The following is a 20194-nucleotide window of genomic DNA, read 5'->3' on the forward strand; positions in this document are numbered from 1 at the left end:
CACCTTCCGGTGAGGGGGCTCGCTCGCACCCGGTCCCGGGCGGCGTCGTCGCCCGAGCAGTCGGCCACGATCGAGGAGCACCATGACCCCGGCACGCACGTCTTCCCGCCGACAGGCGCCCACGGCCCCGCAGACCTCCTGGCGTGAGGCCGTTCCTCAGCCGCTCGTGCTGGCCTCCGGCTCGGACGAGTACATCCTGCAGCGCATCAGGGAGACCCTCCGGGACACCATCCGTGCGGAACGGGGTTCCTGCGAGGTCACGGACATCGCGGCCGGGGACTACGAGCCGGGCCAGCTCGCCGTGGTCACCAGCCCGTCCCTCTTCGACGACCCCAAGCTCGTGTGCGTCCAGGAGCTCGCGGGCATGAACGAGCACCTGCTGGCGGACGCCCTGGCCTACGTGGCCAACCCGGATCCGGACGTCACGGTGCTGTGGCAGCACTCCGGCGGGAACCGCGGCAAGAAGCTGCTGGACGCCCTCAAGGAGAAGGCCCTCGTCCTGGACTGCGCCCCGCCCAAGTCGGACCGGGACAAGTCCTCGTTCGTCCTCGCGGAGTTCCGTGCGCAGAACAAGCGCATCGAGCCCGACGCCGCCCGCGCCCTGGCCGCGGCGGTCGGCACCTCCACCGCCGAGCTGGCTGCCGCGTGCGCCCAGCTGATCGCGGACGGCCCCGTGACCGTGGACCTCGAGCTCGTGGAGAAGTACTACGGCGGCCGCGTGGAGGTCACCGCGTTCCGGGTGGCGGACGCCGCGGTGGCCGGCAACGCGGAGCAGGCCCTGAAACTGTGGCGTCAGGCCGTGGACGTCGGGGTGGACCCGGTGCCCATGGTGGCCACGCTGGGCTCGAAGATGCGCCTGATCGCCGTCACGGCCGGTTCCCGCGGGGGAGCGGGGCAGATCGCCCGTGACGTCGGGGCTGCGCCGTGGCAGGTGGAGCGCGCCCAGAACGAGGCGCGCCGGTTCACGGCCCAGGACGTCACCCGGGCGCTGCAGGCCATCGCCGAGGCCGACGCCCAGGTCAAGGGGGCCTCCCGGTCCCCGTACTTCGCGGTGGAGCGGGCCATCACGGTGATCGCCACCTCCGGGCACCGCTGAGCGGGCACCACAACACCGACAACGGCGGGGCCACCGAGGATCGCGAACGCGGGCACCGTGCAACCGCACGCCGCGGCACCGCGCGCAAGGGTACGGGGCCACCGTGACCTGAACGGTCAGTCCTGGGCGGCGCTGAGTAGCGACTCCGCACCGACGGACCGCTGGCGGGACACGACACTGTCCTCACACGAGAACGGGCCCGGTACTCGCGAGGAGTGCCGGGCCCGTGTGCTCCGTCAGTGCGACGGTGTCAGCCGATTCAGATCTTGGCGACCTTCTTGGCCAGACCGGACTTCTTGTTGGCCGCGGTGTTCTTGTGCAGAACGCCCTTGGACACGGCCTTGTCGAGCTTGCGGGACGCGGTGCGCAGGGTCTCGGCGGCGGCGTCCTTGTTGCCGGACTCGACAGCGGCATCCACCTTGCGGATGAGCGTCTTGAGCTCGGACTTGTACGATTTGTTGCGCAGGCGAGCCTTCTCGTTGGTGAGGATGCGCTTCTTCTGCGACTTGATGTTGGCCACGTGTAACTCCTAGAACGATTGCGGAAGTAGGTCAGTGAGGGCTCACGGATGGTCATCGACTGAGTTGTGAGAGTGGGGATGCTCGGTGGCAACCATCCGCTGTGCCCGACGACCAGCGCGGACACACAGCGGACTACTTTAGCAGACGAGGCGTGTCCGTGCCGGGACAGGCGGGACTTCAGCGCGTTCCCGGCCCCGCGTGAGGCTCAGTGAGCCCAGGCCTGGCCGGGGGAGAGCGGCTCAGCGCCGGGAAGTGAGCTCCGCCGCCACGGCCTCGAACACGGCCCGGTCCAGCACGGCGCCCTCGCGCCGCACGGCGTCCGGGCGCACCGGGATCACACGGTCAATCCTCGCCTCGGAAGGCCGCCCCGAGCGGTCCCAGCCACCGGTGCCCACGTCCACGTATCGGGGATCGTCGTGCGTGGCGGTGTCGTGGTCCTTGGAGGTGAGCATCACGCACAGCAGCCACTCCTGGGCACGGTCCACGATCAGCACGGGCCGGTCCTTGCCGCGGGAGTGGTCCTCCTCGTACGGTACCCAGCTCCACACGATCTCCCCGGGATCGGGCTTGCCGTCCAGGTGGGCGTCCCACCGCGGGTGCACGGGCCCCGTCCAGTCCCCGGGGTAGTCGGCGGTGCCTGCGGGGGACGACGTCGCCGTGCCCCGCCTGGTGCCCGAGGTGCCGTGGTCGTGGGCGACGGTGGGCGGTGTCGCCGTGCCCGCGGAGCGGGGACCGCGTGATCCAGTGCCCCGGGAGCCGGGGTCGCGGGAGTAGCGCTGGTACATGCGGAAGAGCCGCAGTCCCTGGTTGATGAGTCGAGTGATGTCGGCCATGGGGACATCGTAGGGGGACCGGTTCGCCCGATCGTCGTGGGCATGGGAAACTGGGGAGTCATCCTGAGAACGAAAGGACCGCCCGTGTCACCGTTGGCCGTCAATCCACCGGCACCTGCCTCGACCGATCCCTCGGTGATCAGGAACTTCTGCATCATCGCCCACATCGACCACGGCAAGTCCACCCTCGCGGACCGCATGCTCCAGGCCACGGGCGTGGTGACACCCCGGCAGATGAAGGCCCAGTACCTGGACCGCATGGACATCGAGCGCGAGCGCGGGATCACCATCAAGTCCCAGGCCGTGCGCATGCCGTGGAACGTGGACGGCACGGACTACGCGCTGAACATGATCGACACCCCGGGCCACGTGGACTTCACGTACGAGGTCTCCCGCTCGCTGGCGGCGTGCGAGGCCACCATCCTGCTGGTGGACGCCGCCCAGGGCATCGAGGCGCAGACGCTGGCGAACCTGTACCTTGCGCTGGAGAACGACCTCACGATCATCCCCGTGCTCAACAAGATCGACCTCCCGGCCGCGCAGCCGGAGAAGTACGCCGCGGAGCTTGCCAACCTGATCGGCGTGGAGCCCGAGGACGTCCTGAAGGTCTCGGGCAAGACCGGTGAGGGCGTGGAGGAGCTGCTGGACCGCATCGTGCGGGACGTGCCCGCGCCGCAGGGAAAGAAGGACGCGCCGTCGCGCGCCATGATCTTCGACTCCGTGTACGACACCTACCGCGGCGTGGTGACCTACGTGCGCGTGGTGGACGGAACCCTGGTGCCGCGCGAGCGGATCCAGATGATGTCCACCGGCGCCACGCACGAGCTGCTGGAGATCGGGGTGATCTCGCCCGAGCCGATCCCGTCGAAGGGCCTGAGCGTGGGGGAGGTGGGCTACCTCATCACGGGCGTGAAGGACGTCCGCCAGTCGCGCGTGGGCGACACGGTCACCAACCAGCAGAAGCCGGCGGAGGACTCCCTGGGCGGCTACGAGGACCCCAAGCCCATGGTGTTCTCCGGGCTGTTCCCGGTGGAGGGCTCCGACTACCCGGTGCTGCGGGACGCGCTGGAGAAGCTGCAGCTCAACGACGCCGCCCTGGTCTACGAGCCCGAGACGTCCACGGCGCTGGGCTTCGGCTTCCGCTGCGGCTTCCTGGGACTGCTGCACCTGGAGATCACCCGCGACCGTCTGGAGCGCGAGTTCAACCTGGACCTGATCTCCACCGCACCGTCCGTGTCCTACAACGTGACGCTCGAGGACCACTCCGAGGTGGAGGTCACCAACCCGTCCGAGTTCCCGGAGGGTCGGATCCTGGAGATCCGCGAGCCCATGGTCTCCGCGACGATCCTTGTGCCCTCGGAGTTCATCGGCGCGGTCATGGAGCTCTCCCAGTCCAAGCGCGGTGAGATGAAGGGCATGGACTACCTGTCCGAGGACCGCGTGGAGCTGCGCTACCGGTTGCCGCTCGCGGAGATCGTCTTCGACTTCTTCGACCAGCTCAAGTCCAAGACCCGCGGCTACGCGTCCCTGGACTGGAAGGCGGACGGGGAGCAGGCCGCGGACCTCGTGAAGGTGGACATCCTGCTGCAGGGTGAACAGGTGGACGCGTTCAGCGCCATCACCCACAAGGACAAGGCCTACTCCTACGGTGTGCTGATGACGGGCAAGCTGCAGAAGCTGATCCCGCGCCAGCAGTACGAGGTCCCCATCCAGGCGGCCATCGGCTCGCGCATCATCGCGCGCGAGAACATCCGCGCGATCCGCAAGGACGTGCTCTCCAAGTGCTACGGCGGCGACATCTCCCGCAAGCGCAAGCTGCTCGAGAAGCAGAAGGAGGGCAAGAAGCGCATGAAGATGGTCGGCCGCGTGGAGGTCCCGCAGGAGGCCTTCGTGGCCGCGCTGTCCTCGGACGAGGACAACGGGAAGGACAAGAAGAAGTAATGCCCGCCCAGCCGGAGGGGGACCCCGCACCGTCGGACGGCGCCCTCCCCGCGAGCGCGGTGGCCCGCGCCGCGGACCGCACCCTGAGCCTCTACGTCCACGTTCCGTTCTGCGCGGTGCGCTGCGGCTACTGCGACTTCAACACCTACACCATGGAGCAGCTGGGGGACGGGGTCTCCCGGGACGACTACCACCGCGACGCCGCGGCAGAGGTCCGTTTCGCCCGTTCAGTGCTCGACGCCGCCGGGGCGCCCCCGCGGGCCCTGCACAGCGTGTTCTTCGGTGGGGGCACCCCCACGCTGCTCCCAGCCCGGGAGCTCGCGAACATGCTCGGCCAGGCCCGTCAGAGCTTCGGGCTCGCACCGGACGCCGAGGTGACCGTGGAGGCCAACCCGGACTCCGTCACGGCGGAGACCTTCGACGTGCTGGCCGAGGCGGGCGTGACGCGGGTTTCCTTCGGGATGCAGTCCGCCGTGCCGCACGTGCTGAGGGTGCTCGAACGCACGCACACGCCGGCAAACGTGCCGCGCGCCGTCGGCTGGGCGAAGGAGCGCGGGCTGGGCACGAGCGTGGACCTGATCTGCGGCACCCCGGGGGAGAGCGTGGCCGACTGGCGGACCTCGCTGGAGGCAGCCCTGGAGATGGACTCGGACCACGTGTCCGCGTACTCGCTGATCATCGAGGACGGCACCAAGCTCGCCGCGCAGATGCGCCGGGGCGAGGTCCCCCGGGTGGACCCGGACGACCAGGCGGAGAAGTACACGCTGGCGGACGCGATGCTCCGCGAAGCGGGTTTCGAGTGGTACGAGGTCTCCAACTGGTCCCGGGACGCCCACGGGCGCAGCGCGCTGGAGAACCGCAGCGCGCACAACCTCGCCTACTGGCGCAACCAGGACTGGTGGGGCATCGGCCCCGGAGCGCACTCCCACAGCGACGGCGTGCGGTGGTGGAACCTCAAGCACCCCCTGCCCTACACGAACAAGGTCCGCCAGGGCGTCTCACCCGCGGCGGGCCGGGAGACGCTGGACGCGCAGACGCGCTACGTGGAGGACGTGATGCTCGGCATCCGGATCCGCGACGGTCTGGAGACCGCGCAGCTGCAGCCGGAGGGCCGGAAAGCGGTGGCCGGGCTGATCGCCGACGGCTGGCTGGACGGTGCTGCCGCAGTGCGGGGCACGGCCGTGCTCACGGACGCGGGACGGCTCATGGCCGACGCCGTGACGCGCCGGCTGCTCGACTGGTGAGCGGCCCGAGGCGAGTCGTGGGCGCGGGCGTCAGCCGCGGGACGTGGTGAGCCGGTCGTAGAGGTGTGTGTTGCCGCGATACTGGTGCGGCTCGCCGCGGTTGACCTTCACGCCCGCGACCACGGAGGCGATGGCCAGCCACAGCCAGGTCACGGCGGCGACCACGGAGAAGATCCAGCCGATCACGGGTACGAGAGAGAGCGCGATGCCTGCCAGCACCACGACACTCGGCAGCAGCGTGAAGTTCAGCGCCTCCCGGGACTCCTGCGCGGTGAACGGGCCGCGGTCCCCGAACACCCGGTGGATCACGTAGCTGGGCAGCGCGCCGACCACGCCGCCCAGGTGCGCGACGGTGGCCCACTGGCGGTCCTGGTTCACGTCCAGGGGCTGGGCCTCGGCGGGCACGGCCTCGAACGGGGTCTCACCCGCGGCGCGGGCGGCGGGGGCAGCGGGGGTGGGAGCAGCGTCAGTCACGGGTGGGTGTCCCTTTCAGGGGCGGTAGCCGAACCGGGGTGGATCGGAGTCCCGGTGCCCACTATTCTACGGTGCGCTCCTGGAAACGGACCGGGGTGCGTCTGGAATCACGTGTGAGCCTGGATATGTCGGACGACGCCGCCGCGCCACCGGCAGCCCGGGGCCACCGCGCCAACCGCGTCGGCCGGGACAACGGGTCCCACACGGCACATCCGGCGCCCCACGTGCCAAAACCCCTCAGTAGCCGTCCGGTGCGGTGAGGAAGTCGATGAGCTCCTCGACCCGGCCCAGCAGTGCGGGCTCCAGGTCCGAGTAGCTGTCCACGCGGGCGAGGATCGCCTGCCACGCCCGCCCCACATCCTGGGGAGTGCGGTGGGGCATACCGAGGGCCTTGGCCATCCCGGTCTTCCAGTCCACACCGCGAGGGATCACGGGCCACGCGGGGATGCCCAGGGCTGCAGGCTTCACCGCCTGCCAAATGTCCACGTAGGGGTGGCCCAGGATCTGCACGTTGCCCCGCGCACCCGGCACAGACAGCGCCCGATCCGCGATCCGCGACTCCTTGGACCCGCTGACCAGGTGGTCCACGAGGATCCCGAGACGACGGCCCGGGCCGGGGTGGAACTCCGCGATGGCCGCGGGGAGGTCGTCGATGCCGTGCAGCGGCTCCACGACGATCCCCTCGACTGCGAGGTCGTGGCCCCAGACCTTCGCCACGAGCTCGGCGTCGTGGTAGCCCTCGACCCACACGCGGGACTCCTTGGCCACCGAGGCGCGCAGGTTCTCCACGGCCACCGAGCCGGAGCGCGTAATTCTGGGCCCGCCCGGGACACTGCGAGGTGCGGGCGGGGTGAGGCGGACGGGCTCGCCGTCAAGCAGGAAACCGGGACCGAGGGGGAAGGCCTTGACTCGGCCGTGGCGGTCCTCCAGGCCCACGACGCGCATGCCGCCCACGACCTCCACGCTCACCACGGCGCCCACCCACCCGCTCTCGACGTCCTCGAGCACCATGCCGGACTCCACGGGCAGCCCGCGGGCCGCGGGGGAGCGGCGCGAGACCTCGGGGCTGCCGAGGTCCTGCGGGCCCCAGCCCCAGCCGGGTGTGTTCACGGGGGTGCTCCTCGCTCGCGGGTGACGAATCAGCCGCGAGCGTACCAAAGGACCGGTCCGCGGCAGGGCCACTAGACTCACGGAATTAGCACTGTGCCGATTCGAGTGCCAAAATTGGTCGCGGCCCGGTTCACCGGGTGCCGCACGGGCGCCCGAGGACATCCGCGAGCGGGAGGTGGGAGACATGGAGCATCCGCGCAGGGCGAAGATCCTGCAGGCCATCGTGGAGGACTACGTCCACTCCCGCGAGCCCGTGGGCTCCAAGGCGCTCGTGGAGCGCCACCGGCTGCCCGTCTCCTCCGCCACCGTGCGCAACGACATGGCCGCCCTCGAGGAGGACGGTCTCATTGTGGCACCCCACACCAGTTCAGGTCGGATCCCCACGGACCGCGGCTACCGGGTGTTCGTGGACCAGATCGCCGCGCTGCAGCCCCTCACGCCTGCGCAGCGCCGTGCCGTGCAGGTCTTCCTGGGCGGCGCCCACGACATCGACGATGCCATGGAGCGCACCGTGCGCCTGCTGGCCCAGCTGACCCACCAGGTGGCCGTCATCCAGTACCCGGTGCGCACCGGGATCACGGTGCGCCACGTGGAGCTCGTGGACGTCGGCGGAAACACGCTGCTCGTGGTGCTCATCCCCACGAGCGGCCGCGTGGTGCAGCGCACGGTTGCCCTCACCGCGCCCGTTGCCGAGGACGCCCTGCTCGAGCTGCGCGCCGCCGTCCTGGCGCGCGTGCTGGGTCAGGCACTGGAGACCGTGCCGGCCGCGGTCGCCGAGCTCCCCGAGACCGTGGAAGACCCGGTCCGCGAGGCCGCGCTCGCCGTCGCCGACACCGTGGCAGTGCTGGCCGCCGCCTCGGACGACCAGCGCCTCGTGAGGGCGGGCACCGCCAACCTCGCCCGCTTCAGCGGGGACTTCCCCCAGAGCATCTCCCCGGTGCTCGAGGCGCTTGAGGAACAAGTGACACTGCTGCGATTGTTGTCCGAGATGCAGCAGGACGAGCGCGGCGTCGCGGTACGGATCGGCTCCGAGCAGTACGACGACCCGCTGGCCGAGGCGGCCGTGGTGGCCACCGGCTACGGCCCGCAGGACGCCTCCAAGGTGGGCGTCGTGGGCCCCACGCGCATGGACTACCCCACCACCATGGCCTCCGTGCGTGCCGTGGCCCGCTACCTCTCCAAGAACCTCGGGGACTGACGCGCCACCCGGCGCCGCCCCGGCACAGACCACCGACCCAGAGACGAAAGCAGAAGCGACGACATCGTGAGCGATCACTACGAAACCCTCGGCGTGAGCCGTGACGCCAGCGCCGAAGAGATCAAGCGCGCCTATCGCAAGAAGGCCCGCAAGCTGCACCCGGACGTGAACCCCTCGCCGGAGGCAGCCGAGGAGTTCAAGCGCGTCTCGCACGCCAACGACGTCCTGTCGGACCCGGACAAGCGCCGCGTGTACGACGCCACGGGCAACGAGAACGGCACGGACACCGGCTTCGGCGGAGGCTTCCCCGGCAGCGGGTTCGGCTTCTCGGACATCTTTGAGACGTTCTTCCAGGGCGCGGGCTCCGGCGGCCAGCGGGGCCCCCAGTCCCGCACGCGACAGGGCCAGGACGCCCTGATCAACGTGCGCATCTCCCTGAAGGACGCCGTTTTCGGAGTGGAGAAGGACATCACCGTCGACACCGCGGTCACGTGCCCCACGTGCGAGGGGACGTGCTGCCAGCCCGGCACGAGCCCCACCACGTGCACCATGTGCCACGGCTCCGGCCACATGCAGTACCAGCGGCAGTCCATCCTGGGCATGGTCACCACGCAGGCGCCCTGCTCGCAGTGCAACGGCTTCGGCACCGTGATCGAGCACCCGTGCCACGAGTGTTACGGCGAGGGCCGCGTGCGCGACCGCCGCCCCCTCACGGTGAAGATCCCCGCCGGCATCCAGTCCGGCAACCGGATCCGCCTGGGCGGTCAGGGCGAGGCCGGCACGGCCGGCGGACCCAACGGCGACCTCTTCGTGGAGCTGAAGGTGGACCCGGACCCCACGTTCGTGCGCGAGGGCGACGACCTGCACGCGCGGCTGCGGATCCCCATGACCGCCGCGGCACTCGGCACCACCGTGACGCTGGAAACTTTCGACGGCACGCGCAGCGTGGACGTGGTCCCCGGAACCCAGTCCGGTGCCACCATCACGCTGGACGACCTCGGCGTCACCCACCTGCGCGGCAAGGGTCGCGGGGACCTGCAGGTGCACTTCGAGGTCGAGACGCCTCGGGACCTCACCGGCGAGCAGCGTGAACTCGTGGAACGGCTGGCGGAGCTGCGCGAGGAGCAGGCCCACGACGGCACCACCGTGAGCACCTCCCACTCCGGCGGGTTCTTCTCCCGGCTGCGGGACCGGTTCAACGACCTGTGACGAATCCCGTCTTCCACCGCGAGGACCTCACCGGGGCGCACCCCGGCGAGGTCCTCGACGTCGTCGGCCCCGAGGCCCGTCACGCCGTGACCGTTCGCCGGCTGCGCGCGGGCGCGTCCCTGGACCTCGTGGACGGCCGCGGCACCCGCGCGGTGTGCACGTTCGTCGCGGGGGAGAAGGACCGCATGAGCGTCACCGTGGACTCCGTGGCGCACGAGGAGCCGCCGGCGCCGCGCCTCACGCTCGTCCAGGCGCTGGCCAAAGGGGACCGGGACCTGCAGGCCGCGGAGACCGCCACCGAGCTCGGTGTGGACTGCGTGATCCCGTGGCAGGCAGAGCGCAGCATCGTGCGGCTGCGCGGGGACCGTGCCGCCAAGACCATGGCCAAGTGGGACGCCACCCTGTGCGCGGCCGCCAAGCAGTCCCGGCGCGCGCACTGGCCGCGGCGGGAGCAGTGGGTGGACACCGCCGCCCTCGCGCGGCTCGTGGCGGAGGACACGGAGACCCTGTGGCTCGTGCTGCACGAGACCGCCTCCACCGCGTGGTCCGGGCACGACGTCACCGCCTGGCGGGAGCGGACCCGGATCGCCGTGGTGGTCGGGCCGGAGGGCGGCATCAGCGATGCGGAGACGCAGCTGCTCACCGAGGCCGGGGCCCACACGCTGCGCCTCGGGGACACGGTCATGCGCTCGGCCACCGCCGGGCCGGCCGCCCTGGCCGCGCTGCACTCTGTCCTGGGCCTCTGGGGCTGAGCGCCCCCTCCGCGGGAGGGGCTGGGTGGGACGAACCCCGGGATCTCGGGGGAGCAGCATGCCGGGGACGCCACCCGCGCCTCGTCGGGACGGCATGACGACGACGTCGCGCGCCCGCGTACGGCGGATGCGCCTCAGCGCGTGGCAGCGACGGTGATCACGTGGTCGTCCACGAGCACGGTGCCCTGGTCGTTTGTTCCCGCGACCCGCACCGTGTACTCGCCCGGGTCCAGGTCGATGGTGGTCCGCAGCTCGGTGCCGACAGTGGGGTCCGAGCCGGGGGAGGCCGCGGCGACCGTGCCGCTGCGCACTGTGCGCTCGTCCTGCGTGACCTCCCAGCGGACGTCGTGCACCGCGGGCAGAACGCGCAGGAACACGGTCAGGGGACTGCCGGGGTCCGCGTCCGTCTGGGGGTCGATGAGCCACACGGGCGCGGCCAGGGACGTGTCGCGGGTCAGCGGATCGGAGAGGTCCACGGAGCCGAACGCCGAGAACCCGGTGCGCCCGTCCACCAGGATGCGGACCTCCTTGGCGGTGGAGGCGTCCAAAAGTCCCGCGGTCACGGCGGCCGCGGAGACCGTGTACACCATCTGCTGCAGCGCCATCTGGGCGTCCTTCTCGGACAGCTGCGTGCCGAACGCCGCCGCGGGCAGGTCCACGGTGATGATGCCGTCCGGGGACACCGAGGTTCCCACCGTGCTCACGGGGGACCACAGCGTGCGGTAGTCGGGGTCCATGGGGGTGGCACGGGTCACCATGGCAGCGGCGCGTGCCACCGGGTCCGCTGTGCTCGTGTCCTCGGGGTTGCGGAACTCACGGAACAGGTAGCCGGACTGGTCACCCGTGCCGACCCAGTAGATGGGGGCCTGCTCGGTGGCCACGCCGCCGAGCGCCTCGTCCGTGGTGCCCGGTGCCGCGCCGATTCCCGGTGCGGCCGCGGAGTTGTCGTCCGGGCGGTCCGCGGCCGTGCCGCACCCGGCCAGCGCCACGGACGCGACCACAGCGAGCGCGGCGAGGCTCCAGCGGCGGGGTGTGCGCGGTGGTACGCGGCGGCGCGGTCTCACGCGGTGCTCGCCCTCCTCCGGGCCCTCGGTGACGGGTGCGGGGTCAGGGACCGCGCCACGGCGACGTCGTGTTCCCACCTCTCCGACACAGAACCTGGAGGGTGGGACCGCGCGGTGTGGCACCGGCGGCATGATTTCACGGCTTCACAAGATACCGACCGGCGGGGGTGCGCGCGAACTCCGGGAGCCCGTGGCGCGGACCGTTACCCGATTGCAACCCGGGACCGTGGCGGACGGCGCGTCGGAGGGGACCGGTAGGCTGGTGCCCGATGAGAGAACAACCCGAGGGGATGAAACCACTGACCGCTGCACCCAGTGAAAGTACCCGTGTGACCGTGCACATGCCGGACCGGGACACCGCCGTGCGGTGCCTGGGCCAGGCGGATTCGACGCTGAGGCTCCTCGAGGGCGAGTTCCCGGCCGTGCGCATGACCGTGCGGGACCTCGATGTCGCCCTCGAGGGCCCCGTGCTCGACACCCGGCTGGCGGCATCCCTGCTCGAGGAGCTGCTGGCGATGGCGCTGCGCGGCACGGAGATCACGGAGCGCACCGTGCTGCGTGTGGCCCGCATGATGCGCGAGTCCCAGCAGGTGCGCCCGGCGAGCGCACTGTCCACGAGCATCCTCTCCACCCGGGGCCGCACCATCCGCCCCAAGACGGTGAACCAGAAGACGTACGTGGACGCGATCGACGAGCACACCGTGGTCTTCGGAATCGGACCGGCAGGCACGGGCAAGACCTACCTGGCCATGGCCAAGGCCGTGCGCGCGCTGCAGGCCAAGGAGGTGAACCGGATCATCCTCACGCGCCCCGCGGTGGAGGCCGGCGAGCGCCTGGGCTTCCTCCCGGGCTCGCTCAACGACAAGATCGACCCCTACCTGCGCCCGCTCTACGACGCGCTGCACGACATGATGGATCCCGAGTCCATCCCGCGGCTCATGGAGGCGGGGGCCATCGAGGTGGCTCCGCTGGCCTACATGCGCGGGCGCACCCTCAACGACGCCTTCGTGATCCTGGACGAGGCTCAGAACACCACTCCCGAGCAGATGAAGATGTTCCTCACGCGGCTGGGCTTCGGCTCGCGCATCGTGGTCACCGGGGACGTCACCCAGGTGGACCTGCCGGGCTCCACGAAGTCCGGGTTGCGTCAGGTGCAGCACGTGCTGGGAAAGATCGACGACATCGCGTTCTGCGAGCTGACCGCCGAGGACGTGGTGCGCCACGAGCTGGTGGGGGAGATCGTGGCCGCTTACGACCAGTTCGACACCACCAACCGGCACCGCATGGAGCGCGCGCACCGCAAGGAGGACCGCCGTGCGGCGGCCGTGCACCGGGCGGGCGCTGCTGGTGAGCGAGCTGGGGCCGACGGAGCAGGAGCGGACCAGGCCACGGGGCCGGCGGGTGGCGCGCTGTGAGCGTCTCGTTCGACCTGCCGTGGGACGGACCGCAGGAGCTCGAAGGGTTCGAGGAGTGCTACCGCGCGGTGGACACGGACCAGCTGGCGGCCCTCGTGGACCTCGCCTTCACCCGGTGGCACCTCCACCCTGAGACCGAGGTCTCGATCGCGGTGGTGGACGAACAGCGCATGGCCGAGCTGCACGAGCAGTGGCTGGACCTGCCCGGTGCCACGGACGTGATGTCCTTCCCCATGGACGAGTTGCGCGAGGGCACCCCGGAGGAGCCCAGCCTGGGCGTCCTCGGGGACGTGGTGCTGTGCCCGCCCGTGGCGCAGCGCCAGGCGCAGGCCGCGGGGCACAGCACGCAGGACGAGCTGTGCCTGCTCACGGCGCACTCGCTGCTGCACCTGCTAGGCCACGACCACGCGCAGGAGGAGGAGCGCGCCCGGATGTTCGCCGCCCAGCGCGCGCTGCTCGAGGAGTTCCTGGGCCGCGATGCCCCCGTGGAGACCATGACGTGACGCCGGTGCCACACCCCGGGCAGCCGCAGGACCCCGCGCGCTGTCCCCACAGGCGCACCCCGATCGAACGCAGGAGCGAGGACACACCATGATGCACGACACCACCGCCGAGCACGGCGCGGACTTCCGGGCCGGCTTCGCCGTGTTCGTGGGCAGGCCCAACGTGGGCAAGTCCACCCTGACCAACGCTCTGGTGGGCCGCAAGGTGGCCATCACGTCCAACCGTCCACAGACCACGCGCCACACCATCCGAGGCATCGTGCACCGCCCGGACGGGCAGCTGATCCTCGTCGACACGCCGGGCCTGCACCGGCCCCGGACTCTGCTGGGGCAGCGGCTGAACGACGTGGTCGCGGAGACCCTGAGCCAGGTGGATGTCATCGGGTTCTGCGTTCCCGCGGATCAAAAGGTGGGCCCCGGGGACCGCTTCATCGCCCAGCAGGTCGTGGCCGCCGTGAGCAGCACCCCCGTGGTCGCGATCGTCACCAAGGCGGACCTCGTGCCCCAGGACCGGCTCGCCGAGCAGCTGATCGCCGTGAGCGAGCTGGGCCGCGAGGTCGTGTCCGAGGAGCGCGCCCAGCGCGAGGCACGGCGACGACGGCGCGCCGCGGCGTCGTCGGGCGGCACAGGCTCCCGGTCGGAGAAGGCACCCGCCACGGAGGACCAGGACGCCGGCTGGGCCCACGTGATCCCCGTGAGCGCAACGGACGGCTACCAGATGGACGAGCTGGCAGAGCTGCTCGTGTCTCTGATGCCGGTCTCTCCGCCGCTGTACCCCGAGGGTGACCTCACGGACGAGCCAGAGGTCACCATGATGGCCGAGCTGATCCGCGAGGCCGCACTGGAGGGCGTGCACGACGAGCTGCCACACTCGCTCGCCGTGGTCGTGGACGAGGTCTCCGAACGGGAAGGCCGCTCGCCCGAGAACCCCATGCTGGACGTGCACGCGAGCGTGTACGTGGAGCGGTCCTCGCAGAAGGCCATCGTGATCGGCAAGCGCGGTGCGCGGCTGCGGGAGATCGGGACCAAGGCGCGCGAGCAGATCGAGGCACTGCTGGGCACGCGCATCTACCTGGACCTGCACGTCAAGGTCGCCAAGGAGTGGCAGCGGGATCCCAAGCAGCTGTCCAAGCTGGGATTCTGACCCCGCCCACACCGCACACGGAGGGACGGGGCGTATCGTGGCCGAGCGGTCGGGGCGCCGCCCCCGGCCCCGCCCCAGACAGCGAAAGACTGCAGGAGACGTCACCGGTGGATCCCAGCTCAGCACCCCGTCGCGGTCGCCGCGCGCAGGAGACCACGGCGCCTTGGGTCACGCACCCGGCACGTCGCACGAACCGGGAGGGGGAGCCCTTCGACCTGCGGCAGACCGGGCGCCACCACAGGGCCCGTGAGCACCGTGCCTCCGCCCGCAGGATCGCCGTGATCCTGGCGGTCCTCGCCCTGATCGCGGCAATCGGGATCGGTGGTATTGCCGCGCTGCGGCTGACGGGAAACCTGCAGTCCAGCCCCCTGAACCTCTCCGACGGCGCGGAGGCAGTGGACGACGGCCCGCTCGACATCCTCGTGATGGGCTCGGACACCCGCAGCGGCACGGGCAACTCCGAGTACGGCAGCAAGGACGACTCCGAAGGCCGCACGGACGTGATGATGCTCCTGCACGTCACGCAGAGCAGGGATGCCGTGACCGTGGTGTCCTTTCCCCGGGACCTGATGGTGGAGATCCCGCAGTGCACGGACCCGGACTCCGGCAAGGTTTACGCCGCGGAGACGGACATGCTCAACAGCGCGGTGGAGCGCGGCGGACCCGGCTGCACCGTGGCGGCCATCAACGAGCTCACGGGCGTCAACATCGACCACTTCATGCTCGCGGACTTCAACGCCGTGAAGGAGCTCTCCTCCGCGGTGGGCGGCGTCGAGGTGTGCGTGAACAACGCCGTGGACGATCCGAAGTCCGGGCTGAAGCTGCCCGCGGGCATCTCCTCCGTGGAGGGCGAACAGGCGCTGGCGTTCCTGCGCTCCCGCGCGGCGTTCGGCAACGGTGGGGACGAGGCCAGGATCCGCTCCCAGCAGTCGTTCCTGGCGTCCCTGACGCGCAAGATCCAGTCCGACGGGACCCTCACGAACCTCCCGGAGCTCTACCACATCGCGGAGGTCATGACCCAGAACCTGCACGTGGACTCGGGTCTCACCTCGATCCCCACGCTCGTGGGCATCGCGCGCACGTTCAACGGCATCGACCCCGGGAAGATCGCGTTCGTCACGGCCCCGACCGAGGTCTACCCCGAGGACCCGAACCGGCTGCAGCTGGACGAGAAGGGCGCCGAGAAGCTCTTCGCCACGTTGCGCGACGACGTCTCGGTCACGCGGGCGCAGGACGGCACTTCCGCGTCCCCGAGCGGTGAGTCCTCGGACGCCGCGACCTCCGGCAGCGGGGCCGGTCACTCGACGGCCGGGGCGACGTCTTCCCCGTCCGCCACACCGAGCGCCACAGGGCCCGCGCTGGACCCCGCCACGGTGCCGCTGGCCGTCTCCAACCGCTCGGACGCCGGGGGCCGGGACAGCCAGCTCGTCTCGGTGCTGAAGAAGGCCGGATACGACCACGCCGCCACCGAGAAGTCCGGTGCGCAGCTCTCCGCCACGCAGATCTTCTACAACCCGAACTGGGCGGCCGCGGCGGATGACGTCGCCGAACTCCTCAACGTCTCCGCGAGCCAGCTCACCGCCTCCTACGAGGTCACGGGTGTGGAGGTGGCCGTGGGCCAGGACTTCGTGAGTGGGGAAAGGATGGACAAGAACCTGTCCCTCCCGGACGACCTGCAGGGCCAGACGGCCGAGCAGTTCACGTGCCAGGCGACTGCGGACGAGTAACGGGGCCGGGGGCCAACGTGCCTAGTGGTACGTTGGATCACATGCGGCAGGACATGAAGCGACTCGTGCTTATGTGCCGCAGCGGGGCCTGAACGATCCTATTGACGGCCGACCACCCGCTGCGGAGTTCCGTGGTGCCGGCCCACAGTCACAGATCGAAAGGCCCCCTCCCGTGAAGAATGTGCAACGCCCCTCCGGCATGCCGGTTCACAAGTACTCCCCGTACCACCAGAAGTTCCCGTTCGACATGTCCGACCGCACGTGGCCGGACAAGGTGGCGACAACGGCGCCGCGCTGGTGCGCCGTGGACCTTCGTGACGGCAACCAGGCGCTGATCGATCCCATGAACTCCGAGCGCAAGCTGCAGATGTTCCAGCTGCTTGTGCGCATGGGCTACAAGGAGATCGAGGTTGGTTTCCCCTCGGCCTCGCAGACGGACTTCGACTTCGTGCGCACCCTGGTCGAGGGTGACCACATTCCCGAGGACGTCTCCATCCAGGTGCTGACGCAGTCCCGCGAGCACCTGATCGAACGCACGTACGAGGCCATCGACGGCGCCCCGCACGCGATTGTGCACCTGTACAACTCCACTTCCACGCTGCAGCGGCGCGTGGTGTTCAAGCAGGACATGGACGGCATCGTGGACATCGCCCTCACTGGAGCCCGGCTGTGCCGCAAGTACGAGGAGCAGCTCAAGCACACCGCCGTCACCTACGAGTACTCGCCGGAGTCCTACACGGGCACCGAGCTGGAGTTCGCCGCCCGGATCTGCAACGAGGTGGCGGAGACCTTCGAGATCGGCAACGGCCGCAAGATGATCGTCAACCTGCCGGCTACGGTGGAGATGGCCACCCCCAACGTCTATGCGGACTCGATCGAGTGGATGGGCCGGCACCTTTACCAGCGGGAGGACATCATCCTCTCCCTGCACCCCCACAACGACCGCGGCACCGGGGTTGCCGCCGCCGAGCTGGGCTACCTGGCCGGCGCGGACCGCATTGAGGGGTGCCTGTTCGGCAATGGTGAGCGGACGGGCAACGTGGACCTGGTGACCCTGGGCCTGAACCTGCTGACGCAGGGTGTGGACCCGCAGATCGACTTCTCGGACATCGAGGAGATCCGCCGCACCGTGGAGCGCTGCAACCAGCTGCCCGTTCCGGAGCGCAGCCCCTACGGCGGGGACCTCGTCTTCACCGCGTTCTCCGGCTCGCACCAGGACGCGATCAAGAAGGGCTTCGAGTCCATGCAGCAGGATGCCCAGGCCCAGGGCGTGGCCGTGGACGACCTCGAGTGGGCCGTTCCGTACCTGCCGATCGACCCCAAGGACGTGGGCCGCAGCTACGAGGCCGTGATCCGTGTGAACTCGCAGTCTGGCAAGGGCGGCGTGGCCTACCTGCTCAAGAGCGAGTACGGGATCGACCTGCCGCGCCGCGCACAGATCGAGTTCTCCGGTGTGGTGCAGAAGTTCACGGAGACTTCCGGCTCGGAGGTCACGGCCCAGCAGCTGTGGAAGATCTTCTCGGACGAGTACCTGCCCGCCAAGGTGGACGGCGAGGGGACATGGGGTCACTACCGGATCACGTCCATCTCCACCCACGCGGAGGATGAGGGAAACACTGTGCTGGAGATCGGCCTGGACGTCGGTGGCGAGCACCGCGAGCGCAGCGCCCACGGCACAGGCCCGATCGACGCGCTGATCAACCTGTTCAACGAGGAGGGCGTGGACGTGCGGCTGCTGGACTACACCGAGCACACGCTCTCCGCCGCGGCCAACGCGCAGGCCGCTAGCTACGTGGAGCTGGCCGTGGGTGACCGCGTGCTGTGGGGTGCCGGGATGGACAACAACACCACCCGAGCCTCGCTCAAGGCCGTGATCTCCGGGGTGAACCGCGCCGTCCGGGACGCCCAGCTGGCGGGGCAGGCCTGATCACCTTTCCGTGAGCGCAGGGGACCCCGGCCCCGGTGGGCCGGGGTCCCCTTCTCCATCCGTCGTGGACGACGCCGCCGCACGGTACCGTCTTCGAGGCACCGCCCGGGCACCGTCGGCCGGTCGCCCCAACCACTGCGACACCAACAGTTGCTGCGCGGGGCCGGTGAAGCACGCCACCGTTACGGCCCGCGACAGGTACGGTGTGGGCTCTGCCGGGGACGGGGCGTCGTCGTGTCCGAACCGGGTGGCACAATGACGCTGTGGCCCGCTCAACCTTCGCTTCGCGTTCCTACAGCGACGACGCCGTGGTGCTGCGCACGTACAAGCTGGGCGAGGCTGACCGGATCGTGATCCTGCTGACGTCGGAGCACGGACAGGTGCGGGCCGTGGCCAAGGGGGTGCGACGTACCACCTCGCGCTTCGGCGCCAGGCTTGAACCGTTCAACGTGGCGCGGGTGCAGCTGGTGCACGGCCGCACGCTGGACATCGTCTCCCAGGCCGTGGGCATGCGGTCCTACGGCGAGCGCATCGTGGCCGACTACGAGCGCTACACGGCCGCGGCCGCCATGGCGGAGACCGCCGAGAAGCTCACCGCGGACGACTACGACACCGCAGCCCAGCACTTCCGCCTGCTCACGGGGGCCTTCTCCGCGGTGGCCCGCGGGCTGCACCCGCCGGGGCGCATCTTGGACTCCTACCTCCTGCGCGCCGTGTCCCTCGCCGGCTGGTCGCCGAGCTTCGTGGACTGCGCCCGGTGCGGGGCGCCGGGACCGCACCGTTCGTTCTCAGCCGCTCTCGGCGGGGCCGTGTGCCCGCAGTGCCGGCCACCGGGGGCAGCGGCGCCGAGCCCCTCGACGTTCGTGCTGCTGGACGGTCTGTTGCGGGGAGACTGGCCCGTGGTCGACGCCGCGGACCCTCGCACCGCACGCGCCGCCGCCGGCCTGGTGGCCGCGTACGTGCAGTGGCACATGGAACGCACGGTGAAGGCCCTGGCTCTCGTGGACCGCGGGGAGGCCTGAGCTCGGCACGCAACGGTCACGCGAACGTCGGAGCCCGGCGGCGGTGGCAGGGAGGCGTGAGCCCTTGACGGCCTGCAACGGCTGCGCCAAGGCGTGAAGCCCCGCCCGGCATGGCCGCGCGGAGCTGGCCGTGAACGTCCTAGGGTGGAGACGACATCGCACCCCCGTTGAGAGGACTCCCGCGTGAACCGCTTCTCCCCGCCACCCCTGCACCCGAGCGGCGCCACCGCGCCCGCCCTGGAGCGCGCCGCCCTGCCGCAGCACGTGGCGCTCGTGATGGACGGCAACGGGAGATGGGCCAATGAGCGCGGGCTGCCGCGCACCGAGGGGCACCGCGCGGGGGAGCGCGCGCTCATGGAGGTGGTGGCCGGTGCGATCGAGCTGGGAATCCCCTATGTCTCCGCCTATGCGTTCTCCACGGAGAACTGGAAGCGTTCCCCGGCGGAGGTGGCCTTTCTCATGAACTTCACGGGGGACGTCATGGCACGTCAGCTGTCCACGTTCCAGGAGTGGGGGATCAAGGTCCGGTGGGCCGGGCGCCGACCCCGGCTGTGGGGCTCGGTCATCAAGCGGTTGGAGACCGCGGAGCAGGAGACGCAGGACAATGACGTCATCACCCTGACCATGTGTGTGAACTACGGCGGACGGGCCGAGATCGCGGACGCCGCGGCCGCGATGGCCCGTGATGCCGCGGAGGGACGGCTCAAACCGGGGTCCATCACCGAGGCCACCGTCCAGCGCTACCTGGACGAGCCCCAGTTGCCGGACGTGGACATATTCCTGCGCTCCTCGGGGGAGCAGCGGCTGTCCAACTTCATGCTGTGGCAGTCGGCATACGCGGAGATGGTGTTCCTAGACGTCCTGTGGCCCGACGTGGACCGGCGGGTGCTGTGGCGCGCGGTCGAGGACTACGTGGACCGCGACCGCCGCTATGGCGGAGCGGTGGACCGCGCACCGGACGCTGAACCGGGGGAGTAGCCCACCACATCCCACACGGAGGATGAAGGTTTTGCT

General features: G+C 70.4%; 18 protein-coding genes. 13 read left to right on the top strand and 5 right to left on the bottom strand.

The genetic code is table 11. The annotated features are described in order from the left end of the window. Window positions 1-82 precede the first annotated feature (82 nt). Window positions 83-1096 (top strand): DNA polymerase III subunit delta, encoded by a 1014-nt coding sequence (gene holA, locus B3G12_RS07695; RefSeq protein ID WP_141269802.1) that lies wholly within the window; start codon window positions 83-85, stop codon window positions 1094-1096. 259 nt (window positions 1097-1355) lie between these two features. Here holA and rpsT read toward each other — a convergent pair whose 3' ends face one another. Together rpsT and B3G12_RS07705 are read right to left on the bottom strand one after the other, a co-directional pair. Continuing rightward, window positions 1356-1616, bottom strand: a complete 261-nt coding sequence (gene rpsT, locus B3G12_RS07700) for a 30S ribosomal protein S20 (RefSeq protein ID WP_141269800.1) — start codon at window positions 1614-1616, stop codon at window positions 1356-1358. A 240-nt stretch (window positions 1617-1856) separates the two neighbouring features. Beyond that, window positions 1857-2450: a type II toxin-antitoxin system PemK/MazF family toxin gene (locus B3G12_RS07705; protein ID WP_290499849.1), complete on the bottom strand. Its 594-nt coding sequence runs from the start codon at window positions 2448-2450 to the stop codon at window positions 1857-1859. An 84-nt stretch (window positions 2451-2534) separates the two neighbouring features. Between B3G12_RS07705 and lepA the strand changes: the two genes are divergently transcribed. Then, window positions 2535-4391, top strand: a complete 1857-nt coding sequence (lepA, locus tag B3G12_RS07710; protein WP_055084708.1) for a translation elongation factor 4 — start codon at window positions 2535-2537, stop codon at window positions 4389-4391. Further along, window positions 4391-5635, top strand: coding sequence for a radical SAM family heme chaperone HemW (gene hemW, locus B3G12_RS07715; RefSeq protein ID WP_290499850.1), 1245 nt, complete (start codon window positions 4391-4393; stop codon window positions 5633-5635). Before lepA ends, hemW begins: the two co-directional genes overlap by 1 nt. Before the next feature lie 30 nt (window positions 5636-5665). Here the strand turns inward: hemW and B3G12_RS07720 are convergent, their stop codons facing one another. Together B3G12_RS07720 and B3G12_RS07725 are read right to left on the bottom strand one after the other, a co-directional pair. Beyond that, window positions 5666-6109 (bottom strand): DUF4870 domain-containing protein, encoded by a 444-nt coding sequence (locus B3G12_RS07720; RefSeq protein WP_238694003.1) that lies wholly within the window; start codon window positions 6107-6109, stop codon window positions 5666-5668. A gap of 237 nt (window positions 6110-6346) precedes the next feature. Continuing rightward, on the bottom strand, window positions 6347-7219 hold the full coding sequence (locus B3G12_RS07725; protein ID WP_290499851.1) for a DUF3097 family protein: 873 nt from the start codon (window positions 7217-7219) through the stop codon (window positions 6347-6349). A 184-nt stretch (window positions 7220-7403) separates the two neighbouring features. On the opposite strand from B3G12_RS07725, the gene hrcA reads away from it, so the two are divergent. From hrcA to B3G12_RS07740, 3 genes are all read left to right on the top strand, one after another. Continuing rightward, window positions 7404-8417, top strand: coding sequence for a heat-inducible transcriptional repressor HrcA (gene hrcA, locus B3G12_RS07730; RefSeq protein WP_145010747.1), 1014 nt, complete (start codon window positions 7404-7406; stop codon window positions 8415-8417). A gap of 66 nt (window positions 8418-8483) precedes the next feature. After that, complete coding sequence (gene dnaJ / locus B3G12_RS07735; protein WP_055086304.1) at window positions 8484-9626, top strand: molecular chaperone DnaJ; 1143 nt, start codon at window positions 8484-8486, stop codon at window positions 9624-9626. Further along, window positions 9623-10378: a 16S rRNA (uracil(1498)-N(3))-methyltransferase gene (locus tag B3G12_RS07740; RefSeq protein ID WP_145010744.1), complete on the top strand. Its 756-nt coding sequence runs from the start codon at window positions 9623-9625 to the stop codon at window positions 10376-10378. The genes dnaJ and B3G12_RS07740 overlap by 4 nt, the downstream gene beginning before the upstream one ends. A 134-nt stretch (window positions 10379-10512) precedes the next feature. Here B3G12_RS07740 and B3G12_RS07745 read toward each other — a convergent pair whose 3' ends face one another. Then, a complete protein-coding gene (locus B3G12_RS07745) occupies window positions 10513-11442 on the bottom strand; it encodes a GerMN domain-containing protein (RefSeq protein ID WP_238694004.1) in 930 nt (309 codons plus the stop codon). Window positions 11443-11732: 290 nt separating this feature from the next. On the opposite strand from B3G12_RS07745, the gene B3G12_RS07750 reads away from it, so the two are divergent. From B3G12_RS07750 to B3G12_RS07780, 7 genes are all read left to right on the top strand, one after another. Continuing rightward, entirely contained in the window at window positions 11733-12857 is a 1125-nt protein-coding gene (locus tag B3G12_RS07750; RefSeq protein WP_186367297.1) for a PhoH family protein, read from the top strand. Between the two features lie 14 nt (window positions 12858-12871). Further along, a complete protein-coding gene (gene ybeY / locus B3G12_RS07755) occupies window positions 12872-13360 on the top strand; it encodes an rRNA maturation RNase YbeY (RefSeq protein ID WP_414672742.1) in 489 nt (162 codons plus the stop codon). Between the two features lie 88 nt (window positions 13361-13448). Then, window positions 13449-14504, top strand: coding sequence for a GTPase Era (locus B3G12_RS07760; RefSeq protein ID WP_414672738.1), 1056 nt, complete (start codon window positions 13449-13451; stop codon window positions 14502-14504). A gap of 107 nt (window positions 14505-14611) precedes the next feature. After that, the gene (locus B3G12_RS07765) at window positions 14612-16231 is read left to right on the top strand and encodes an LCP family protein (protein ID WP_290499852.1); all 1620 of its coding nucleotides are present in this window, start codon (window positions 14612-14614) and stop codon (window positions 16229-16231) included. 172 nt (window positions 16232-16403) lie between these two features. Continuing rightward, on the top strand, window positions 16404-18158 hold the full coding sequence (gene leuA, locus B3G12_RS07770; RefSeq protein ID WP_290499853.1) for a 2-isopropylmalate synthase: 1755 nt from the start codon (window positions 16404-16406) through the stop codon (window positions 18156-18158). 263 nt (window positions 18159-18421) lie between these two features. After that, window positions 18422-19180 carry a DNA repair protein RecO gene (recO, locus tag B3G12_RS07775; RefSeq protein ID WP_144942910.1) on the top strand — a complete coding sequence of 253 codons (759 nt, stop codon included), beginning with the start codon at window positions 18422-18424 and terminating at the stop codon, window positions 19178-19180. 183 nt (window positions 19181-19363) lie between these two features. Next, the gene (locus tag B3G12_RS07780) at window positions 19364-20158 is read left to right on the top strand and encodes an isoprenyl transferase (RefSeq protein ID WP_144942911.1); all 795 of its coding nucleotides are present in this window, start codon (window positions 19364-19366) and stop codon (window positions 20156-20158) included. The last annotated feature ends 36 nt before the right edge of the window (window positions 20159-20194 follow it).

The organism is Kocuria sp. UBA5001 (genome assembly GCF_002398425.1).
GTDB lineage: Bacteria > Actinomycetota > Actinomycetes > Actinomycetales > Micrococcaceae > Kocuria > Kocuria salsicia.